This is a genomic window from Streptomyces sp. NPDC060194, from assembly GCF_042728285.1.
Lineage (GTDB): Bacteria > Actinomycetota > Actinomycetes > Streptomycetales > Streptomycetaceae > Streptomyces.
Genome location: NZ_JBHWZH010000196.1, coordinates 1 through 8,632, shown reverse-complemented (window position 1 = coordinate 8,632; position 8,632 = coordinate 1). Strand labels below are relative to the sequence as shown.

General features: G+C 73.6%; 12 protein-coding genes. 4 read left to right on the top strand and 8 right to left on the bottom strand.

The genetic code is table 11. The features are described from left to right. Positions 1-127: 127 nt before the first annotated feature. Positions 128-1,000, top strand: a complete 873-nt coding sequence (locus ACFWEG_RS26940) for an RNA polymerase sigma factor SigF (protein WP_387220158.1) — start codon at positions 128-130, stop codon at positions 998-1,000. A gap of 81 nt (positions 1,001-1,081) precedes the next feature. Here the strand turns inward: ACFWEG_RS26940 and ACFWEG_RS26935 are convergent, their stop codons facing one another. The 8 genes from ACFWEG_RS26935 to ACFWEG_RS26900 all read right to left on the bottom strand — a co-directional run bounded on the left by ACFWEG_RS26935 (position 1,082) and on the right by ACFWEG_RS26900 (position 5,166). Next, entirely contained in the window at positions 1,082-1,489 is a 408-nt protein-coding gene (locus ACFWEG_RS26935; protein WP_387220156.1) for an ATP-binding protein, read from the bottom strand. Between the two features lie 46 nt (positions 1,490-1,535). After that, the gene (locus ACFWEG_RS26930; protein ID WP_387220153.1) at positions 1,536-1,898 is read right to left on the bottom strand and encodes an STAS domain-containing protein; all 363 of its coding nucleotides are present in this window, start codon (positions 1,896-1,898) and stop codon (positions 1,536-1,538) included. Then, positions 1,895-3,181, bottom strand: a complete 1,287-nt coding sequence (locus tag ACFWEG_RS26925; RefSeq protein WP_387220150.1) for a PP2C family protein-serine/threonine phosphatase — start codon at positions 3,179-3,181, stop codon at positions 1,895-1,897. The genes ACFWEG_RS26930 and ACFWEG_RS26925 overlap by 4 nt, the downstream gene beginning before the upstream one ends. After that, on the bottom strand, positions 3,178-3,366 hold the full coding sequence (locus ACFWEG_RS26920; RefSeq protein ID WP_387220147.1) for a hypothetical protein: 189 nt from the start codon (positions 3,364-3,366) through the stop codon (positions 3,178-3,180). Before ACFWEG_RS26920 ends, ACFWEG_RS26925 begins: the two co-directional genes overlap by 4 nt. Before the next feature lie 251 nt (positions 3,367-3,617). Then, the gene (locus ACFWEG_RS26915; protein ID WP_387220161.1) at positions 3,618-4,049 is read right to left on the bottom strand and encodes an anti-sigma regulatory factor; all 432 of its coding nucleotides are present in this window, start codon (positions 4,047-4,049) and stop codon (positions 3,618-3,620) included. Between the two features lie 25 nt (positions 4,050-4,074). Next, on the bottom strand, positions 4,075-4,494 hold the full coding sequence (locus tag ACFWEG_RS26910; protein WP_387220144.1) for an STAS domain-containing protein: 420 nt from the start codon (positions 4,492-4,494) through the stop codon (positions 4,075-4,077). Next, the gene (locus ACFWEG_RS26905; protein WP_387220142.1) at positions 4,491-4,805 is read right to left on the bottom strand and encodes a hypothetical protein; all 315 of its coding nucleotides are present in this window, start codon (positions 4,803-4,805) and stop codon (positions 4,491-4,493) included. Before ACFWEG_RS26905 ends, ACFWEG_RS26910 begins: the two co-directional genes overlap by 4 nt. Positions 4,806-4,965: 160 nt before the next feature. After that, positions 4,966-5,166 (bottom strand): DUF5133 domain-containing protein, encoded by a 201-nt coding sequence (locus ACFWEG_RS26900; RefSeq protein ID WP_387220140.1) that lies wholly within the window; start codon positions 5,164-5,166, stop codon positions 4,966-4,968. A gap of 190 nt (positions 5,167-5,356) precedes the next feature. On the opposite strand from ACFWEG_RS26900, the gene ACFWEG_RS26895 reads away from it, so the two are divergent. The 3 genes from ACFWEG_RS26895 to ACFWEG_RS26885 all read left to right on the top strand — a co-directional run bounded on the left by ACFWEG_RS26895 (position 5,357) and on the right by ACFWEG_RS26885 (position 8,573). Further along, on the top strand, positions 5,357-5,812 hold the full coding sequence (locus tag ACFWEG_RS26895; protein WP_387220138.1) for an Lrp/AsnC family transcriptional regulator: 456 nt from the start codon (positions 5,357-5,359) through the stop codon (positions 5,810-5,812). 208 nt (positions 5,813-6,020) lie between these two features. Further along, positions 6,021-6,824 (top strand): carbon-nitrogen hydrolase family protein, encoded by an 804-nt coding sequence (locus ACFWEG_RS26890; RefSeq protein WP_387220136.1) that lies wholly within the window; start codon positions 6,021-6,023, stop codon positions 6,822-6,824. Positions 6,825-6,860: 36 nt separating this feature from the next. Then, positions 6,861-8,573 carry a flavin monoamine oxidase family protein gene (locus ACFWEG_RS26885; RefSeq protein WP_387220133.1) on the top strand — a complete coding sequence of 571 codons (1,713 nt, stop codon included), beginning with the start codon at positions 6,861-6,863 and terminating at the stop codon, positions 8,571-8,573. Positions 8,574-8,632: the final 59 nt, after the last annotated feature.

The following is an 8,632-nucleotide window of genomic DNA, read 5'->3' as shown; positions in this document are numbered from 1 at the left end:
GCCCTGTCGGGCCGGGTCGTCCGGCGCGTAGGATGTTCCGCGAGAAAAGTCGGCCCACGCAGGAATGGTCCGCACGAGACCGGGTAGACGGGCTGGGCAACAGCCGCCGAAGCAAGGGGAGGACACTGTGTCCACGGCGAGGACGACGGTCCGGAGCGAAACCGCCCGCGACACCGACGCGGAGGCGCTCGACCGCGGGCTGCCGCACGTCGCGGACCCCGGTGACGTCGCCCCGAAGGACGCGCGGGAGATCTCGCGGCTGTTCTTCGAGCGGCTGTCGACCCTCGAAGAGGGCACCCACGACCACCAGTACGCGCGCAACACGCTCATCGAACTCAACCTGGCCCTGGTCAGGTTCGCCGCGTCGCGGTTCCGCAACCGGGCCGACCAGATGGAGGACATCGTCCAGGTCGGCACCATCGGCCTGATCAAGGCGATCGACCGGTTCGACCTCTCCCGTGAGGTCGAGTTCGCGACCTTCGCCGTCCCGTACATCGTCGGTGAGATCAAGCGGTTCTTCCGCGACACCAGCTGGGCGGTCCACGTGCCGCGGCGGCTGCAGGAGCTGCGGATCGACCTCGCGAAGGCCTCCGACCTGCTCGCCCAGCGGCTCGACCGCGCCCCGACCACCGCCGAACTCGCCGCCCACCTCGGCATCTCCGAGGAGGAGGCCGTCGAGGGGATCATCGCGAGCAACGGCTACTCCGCCGGCTCGATCGACCTGCCCTCCGACGAGTCCGCCGAGCACACCTCGGCGCCGCTCGCCGAGCGGATCGGCGGGGTGGACCCGGAGCTGGAGATCACCGAGAACGTCCAGGCGCTCAAGCCGCTGCTCGACGCGCTCGACCCCCGGGAGCGGCAGATCCTGCAGATGCGCTTCGGCGACGAGCTGACGCAGGCGGAGATCGGCGCCGAGCTCGGCATCTCGCAGATGCACGTCTCCCGGCTGCTCACCCGGATCACCGCACGGCTGCGGGCGGGACTGCTCGTCGAGGACTGAGCCGGCCGGCGCGCGCGGACATCGCGCAGACACGAAGGGGGGCGTCCTCGCGGACGCCCCCTTCTCGCCGCGTCCGCGCCCTCAGGCGGGCACCGCCGCCATCGGCGCCAACCAGGTCGCCTTGATCCGCTTGCCGGTGCCCATCGCGAGGACCTCGACCCGGGCGGCCAGCCGCTGCACCATGTGCCAGCCGAAACCGCCGCCGCCCGCGAAGTCCGGCGTGCGGGCCACCGGCAGCTCGTGGCTGGTGTCGTCCAGCTCGATGACCAGCTCGCCCTGGTGGGCCCACATCTGCAGCCGCCACCATCCCGCGGTGTGCCGGACGGCGTTCGTCACCAGCTCGGAGACGACCAGCAGCACCGCTTCGAGGTCGGCCCAGGGGCAGTGGCGCCGGACGAAGTCGGCGGCCAGCGTACGCGCGGCGGCGCTGTCGGACTGCTGCTCTGACCTGTCTGAATCCATGACCACCACGTGCGGCTCCTCACTCATCACAGGTCCGCATACCCCGCCGGGCGGCTTTCATGAACGGCCGCTGTCACGCGTCCGCCGGAGGGTGGGCGAGCGCCGCCCCCGCGTCCGGATAGCAGGGGAACACCTGGTCGAGGCCGGTGATGCGGAAGATCTTCGCGACCATCGGGGTGAGCGCGCTGACGGCGATCGACGCCCCCGCGGCGAGCGCGAGCTTCCGGGCGACGATCAGCACCGTGACACCGCTGGAGTCGAAGAACGTCAGACCGGCGAGATCCAGCACGAGGACGCGGTCGGCGCCCAGGCGCAGACCGTCCAGCGCCGCCTGCAGCCGGGGCGAGCTGTCGTAGTCGAGGTCGCCGGCCACCGTCACCAGGGTGCCGCGCTCCTCCTCGGCGATCTCGACGGTCAGGTGCGGGGTCTTCGTCATGAGCCTTCCTCGTCGGGCGCCGGCGCGGTTCTGCGGACGGTCAGGGCCACGGTGTCGTCGGGGTGCAGGATCACCGAGTGCATGTCCTCCGCGAGCGCGCCGGGGATCTCCTCTATCGGCAGGTGGCGGTGGCGGCGGGCCGCGTGGGCGAGCCGCCGCTCGCCCTCCAGCGGGTCGCGGCGGCTCTCGGTCAGCCCGTCGGTGTACAGGACGAGCAGGTCGCCGGGGTCGAGCCGGTCGTGGAGCAGGCCGTCGCTGCCCGGCATCGGGTAGCCGATGCCCCGGCCGCGGACCTCCATGAGCTGCCCGGCGCCGTCGGCGCGCATCAGCAGCGGCGGGGGATGGCTGCCGTTGGCGAGCGTCAGGTCGCCGGTGGCCGGGTCGAGCCGGGCGAGCAGCACCGTCGCCATCAGCTCGGGGTCCAGCGGCAGCAGGATCTCGTCCGTGCGCGCCACGATCGACTGCAGCGGATGGCCCTCCAGGGCGAGCGTGCGGACGGCGTGGGTGACGTTCAGCGCACCCCGGGTGCTGGTGACGCCGTGGCCGAGCGCGTCGACGACCGTGATGTGGACGGTGCCGTCGGGCAGCAGGAACCAGTCGTAGAGGTCGCCGCCGGTGGGGGCGTCGGTCCCGGCCGGCTCGTAGTGGATCGCCATCTCCACGCCCGGGACGCGGACCGGGTGCGGGCGCAGGGCGTCCTCCAGCTCACGGAGCATCTGCCCGTGGGCCCGGCGCAGCTGCTCGTCGCGCTCCTCCAGCTGGACGTAGAGGGCGAGCACGCCGCTGTTGGTCTCGCCCAGCTCGTGCTTGAGCCGCTCCAGGTCCGAGGCGAGGGAGTCGGCGCGGGAGAGGGCGTCCTGCAGCTCCTCCTCCAGCTGCTCGATGATCCGCCGCGGGCCGGCGGGCGCACTGCCGGCGGCCGGTTCCGCGCCCGGGGGCGTCCCGGCGCCCGCCGACGGGGCCTGCAGCCGCCAGACGGCCGCGTCCGGCAGCCGCTCGGCCGGCAGCGGCAGGTCGTCGAGCGGCAGCTCGGCGGGGCGGGGGGCGAGCGGGGCGCGCAGCCGGACGGTCAGCGGGCAGGGCTCCCCGGGGGCGGCCGGGTCGTGCGCGGAGGCGTCGAGCGTGACCGCCCGGCCCGCCGCCAGCTCGCCGGAGGCGGCCCGGGCGACCGACAGCGCGAGGCGGGACCGCACGTCGGCCGGGAGGCGCAGCTCGTGCGCCAGCAGGCGCAGGGCCGTGCGCAGGGCGGGCAGGGAGTGCAGGGTCGTCGACCGGCGGATCATGCGGCTCTCTTCGTCGTGCCCGTGACGTGCACCGCCGCGTCGTCCCGTCCGCGCCGGTGGCCGTGGGCGGCGGCGAGCGGCGGCGGGGGCAGGCGCAGCAGGAAGCGGGAGGGGGCCTCGGCCCAGCGGTGGCCGGTGCCGTCGGTGTGCAGCACCGCCGTGTCCGCGCCCGGCTCGGGGCGCACGCGTTCTACGCGCGACGCGGGCAGATTCCGTCCCACCCCTCCCGAATGCCCCGTGAGGCGCTGGTGTACACCGTCGCATCCGATGACGATGAGCCGGATGTCGCCCACCGAGCGGAGCGTTGCGCCCTCGGCGTCGGTCCGCGGGAGGGCTGCCGCCGCGCCGCGGGTGTGCCGCAGGGCCCGGAGCAGCGCGGTCGGGAGTGCGGCCGGAGGGACCGTGAGGGCCGGGACGGGGGCGGCGTCGGGGCCCGTCACCGGGTGGCCCAGCGGGTGGCGACCACCGTGGTGCCCGTGCCGGGGCCGGAGTCGACGCTGAACTCGTCCATCAGCCGCCCCGCGCCGCCCAGGCCGTGCCCGAGGCCCGCGCCGGTGGTGAAGCCGTCGGTCATCGCCGCGTCCAGGTCCGGGATGCCCGGGCCCTCGTCGCGGACGCACAGCCGCAGGCCGCGCCGGCCGCCGTGTCTGAGGACCTCGATCACCACCGTGCCGCCGCCGCCGTGCACGTAGGCGTTGCGGGCCAGCTCGCTGGCGGCGGTGACGACCCGGGTCTGGTCGATGAGGCCGAAGCCGACGTCGATGGCCGCGGCCCGCACCGCGTGCCGGACCGTGAGCAGGTCCTCCTCGGTCACCACCGCGTGGCTCGTGCGCTGCGCGTCCTGGACGAGGGGGCTGCGCTGGCGCACCACGTCGGCGGTGATCCGCCGCTGTTCACCGGAGAGTGCCACGCGGCCCTCCCTCGGCGGGGCGGGCGGAGTCGGTCGAACGCTGCCAGCCCAGCGCCTCGAGGCCCTTCTCCGCGTTGAGCGCGGTCTCGACGCCGGTCAGCCGCAGGCCCAGCTCGACCAGGGTGATCGCCACCGGCGGGCGCATGCCCGCCACGATCACCCGGGCGCCCAGCAGCCGCGCCATGCCGGTCAGCTCCATCAGGCTGCGGGCGACGAAGGAGTCGATGAGCTCCAGCCGGGAGATGTCGATCAGCACGCCGCGGGCCGCGTCGGCCGCGATCCGCTCGGTGAGCTCGTCGGCGAAGGCCAGGGCCGAGCTGTCGTCGAGCTCGTCGACCAGGCCGGTGACGAGGACGTCGCCGAGCCGCAGGATCGGTACGCCCGTGGGCCGCGGGGTGGTCACCGGCTCGCCGCCGCCTCGGGGTCGGGCCGGCCGGTCAGCTTGACGGTCTCGCTCAGCGCCTCGCCGAGCCTGGTGCGGGTGAGGTCGTGTCGGCCGGCCACCGGGCGGTCCACCGGCTCGTCGCCCGCCAGGCCGTCGGCGAGCGCGGAGACGAGCAGGTCGGCCTCCTCGCGCAGCTCGCGCGCGTCCAGCTCGACGCCGAGCGCCCCCTGACGGAGCCGGAGCCGGACCCAGCGGTCCGCGGTCTGCTCCTCGCGTTCGCGCAGGGCGTCGGCCAGACGCTCCCGCACCACTGCCTCGGTGGAACTCACCCAGCACCTCTCGCGTTCCGATCAGTCCGGGGCCGGTCGCCCCGGGGGCCGAGGGCGGCACGCGGGGCGACGCGCGGCTCCGACCAGGCCCGTTTCGTGCATTCGGTCGAACGACCCTAGTCGACGTTCCAGGGGCGTCGCACCGAGCTCCGAAGAGGCCTCAGGCCGCGGCCGCCCTCGTCAGCACCGAGCGCGCCTGCGCCAGAGCCGCCTCGACGTCGCGGGTGCCGGTGGACACGCACAGCGTGTAGACGGTGTCCTCCAGGCGGCGCCGGCCCGCCCGGTCCAGCTTCGGGGCGGCCCGGAGCGACTCGTACCGGTCGACGAGATTGCGCAGCACGGTGGGGTGGGCCATCAGCACGGCGGTCCTCCGGGGGTGGGGCGGTCGCAGGTCGATGCGGCGTCTACCCGGTCCGCGCCGGACCATTCCCCCTTCGTGATCCCGCCGCGACCTCTGTGTTCTACTTCGCATACGGCCGCCGCCGTACTCCGCACCCGCCGTCCCGCCCGCCCGTTTCGCCCGCCCCGCGCAGAGAAGTGAACCGCCCGCAGTGAGCCTGAACGACCTCGACGCCCGCATCGTCCACGCCCTCGCGGCCGACGCCCGCCGGTCCTACGCCGACATCGGCGCCGAGGTGGGCCTGTCCGCGCCGGCCGTCAAGCGCCGGGTGGACCGGCTGCGCGAGGTGGGGGCGATCACCGGGTTCACCGTCCGGGTCGACCCGGCGGCGCTCGGCTGGCGCACCGAGGGGTTCATCGAGATCTACTGCAGCAGCAACACCTCGCCCGACGCCATCCAGCGCGGGCTCGAGCGCTACCCCGAGGTCGCCTCGGCGTCGACCGTCACGGGGGAGGCGGACGCCATCGTGCAGGTCCTCGCCTCCGACATGCGGCACTTCGAGCAGGTCCTGGAGCGGATCGCGGGCGAGCCCTTCGTGGAGCGGACGAAGTCCGTGCTCGTGCTCTCCCCGCTGCTGCGGCGCTACTCCTCGGGCGCGCCCGCCTAGCTAGGTCCCCTCCCGCGGTGCGTCCCGGGCTCCCGACCGTCGATCCGTTGCGCCCGCGTTGCCGTCACGCAACGAATCGCCGCGCGGACCGCGCCACGCGCAACGAATCGCTCCTCGGTGCGCAAGAGTCGCGTCTTGTCCCGGGCGATCACCGAAACGTACCGTTTTCCGTATCCCCGCTCCGGCCCCGTTCCCCCGAGGTACGCCCATGTCCGCGCCCCTGCGCACCGCCCTGCTCCAGAGCTCCGGCACGCCCGGCGACCCGGCCCGCAACCTCGCGGCCGTGGAGGCGCGCGCGGCCGAGGCGGCGGCCGCCGGGGCCCGGCTGCTCGTCTGCCCCGAGCTGTTCCTGACCGGCTACGCGATCGGCGACGACATCGCCCGCCTCGCAGAGCCCGCCGACGGCCCCTCGTCCGCCCGTCTCGCCGAGACCGCCGTCCGCCACGGGATCGCGATCCTCTACGGCTACCCGGAGCGCGACGGCGAGACCGTCCACAACTCCGCCCAGCTGATCGGCCCCGACGGCGCCCGCCTGGCGAACTACCGCAAGACCCACCTCTACGGCTGCTTCGAGCAGGAGCACTTCACGCCCGGCGCCGAGCCGGTCGTCCAGGCCGACCTCGACGGCCTGCGGGTCGGCATCATGATCTGCTACGACGTGGAGTTCCCGGAGAACGTCCGCGCCCACGCGCTGGCCGGGACCGACCTCCTCGTGGTCCCGACCGCGCAGATGCACCCCTACCGGTTCGTCCCCGACGCGCTCGTCCCGGTCCGCGCCTTCGAGAACCAGATGTACGTGGCCTACGTGAACCGGGTCGGCCGCGAGGGCGAGTTCGACTTCGTCGGGCTGAGCACGCTGGCGGGCCCCGACGGGGTCGCCGCCGCCCGCGCCGGCGACGGCGAGGAGCTGCTGCTCGCCGACGCCGACCCCGAGCTGCTCGCGGCCTCCCGCAAGGCCAACCCGTACCTGAGCGACCGGCGCGCCGGGCTCTACGGCGCCCTCACCCGCTGACCCTCCCCGCCCTTCCTCCCAGGAGCACGAAGCCCCATGACGTCCACGGTGCCCACCGCGGTCCAGCACACCGACGACCAGCAGCCGCCGATCACCATGTTCGGGCCGGACTTCCCGTACGCCTACGACGACTTCCTGGCGCACCCGGCCGGCCTCGGCCAGATCCCGGCCACCGAGCACGGCCGCGAGGTCGCGGTCATCGGCGGCGGGCTCTCGGGGATCATCACGGCGTACGAGCTGATGAAGATGGGGCTCAAGCCGGTCGTCTACGAGGCCGACCAGATCGGCGGGCGGCTGCGGACCGTCGGCTTCGAGGGCTGCGACCCCTCGCTCACCGCGGAGATGGGCGCGATGCGCTTCCCGCCGTCGTCCACCGCGCTCCAGCACTACATCGACCTGGTGGGCCTGGAGACCCGGCCGTTCCCGAACCCGCTCGCCGAGGCCACCCCCTCCACCGTCGTCGACCTCAAGGGCGAGTCGTACTACGCGGAGACCGTGGAGGACCTGCCGCAGGTCTACCGCGACGTGGCCGCCGCCTGGGCCACCTGCCTGGAGGAGGGCGCCGACTTCTCCGACATGAACCGCGCGCTGCGCGAGCGGGACGTCCCCCGGATCCGGGAGATCTGGTCGCGCCTGGTGGAGAAGCTCGACAACCAGACCTTCTACGGCTTCCTCTGCGACTCCGAGGCCTTCAAGTCCTTCCGCCACCGGGAGATCTTCGGCCAGGTCGGCTTCGGCACCGGCGGCTGGGACACCGACTTCCCCAACTCCATCCTGGAGATCCTCCGCGTCGTCTACACCGAGGCGGACGACTTCCACCGGGGCATCGTCGGCGGCAGCCAGCAGCTCCCGCTGCGGCTGTGGGAGCGCGAGCCGCGCAAGATCGTGCACTGGCCCGAGGGCACCTCGCTCGCCTCGCTGCACGAGGGCCGCACCCCCCGCGGAGCCGTGACCCGGCTGCACCGCACGGCGGGCAACGGCATCACGGTCACCGATGCCTCGGGCGACATCCGCACCTTCCCCGCCGCGGTCTTCACCGCGCAGTCCTGGATGCTCCTGTCCAAGATCGACTGCGACGACTCGCTGTTCCCGATCGACCACTGGACGGCGATGGAGCGGACCCACTACATGGAGTCCTCCAAGCTGTTCGTCCCCGTCGACCGGCCGTTCTGGCTCGACAAGGCCGTCGACGCCCAGGGCAACCCGACCGGCCGCGACGTCATGTCGATGACGCTCACCGACCGGATGACCCGCGGCACCTACCTGCTCGACGACGGCCCCGACAAGCCGGCCGTCATCTGCCTCTCCTACACCTGGTGCGACGACAGCCTCAAGTGGCTGCCGCTGTCGGCGAAGGAGCGCATGGAGGTCATGCTGAAGTCGCTCGGCGAGATCTATCCCGGGGTGGACATCCGCAAGCACGTCATCGGCAACCCGGTGACCGTGTCCTGGGAGAACGAGCCGTACTTCATGGGCGCGTTCAAGGCGAACCTGCCGGGCCACTACCGCTACCAGCGCCGGCTGTTCACGCACTTCATGCAGGACCGGCTCCCCGAGGACAAGCGCGGCCTGTTCCTCGCCGGCGACGACATCTCCTGGACGGCCGGCTGGGCCGAGGGCGCGGTGCAGACCGCGCTGAACGCCGTCTGGGGCGTCATGCACCAGTTCGGCGGGGCGACGGACGCGGCCAACCCCGGTCCGGGCGACGTCTACGACGAGATCGCGCCGGTCGAGCTGCCGGAGGACTGACCCCCGCCGGGGCGCGTCCCAGGACGCCCCCCTTCGACCCCCGGCGGCCGGCCGCGATC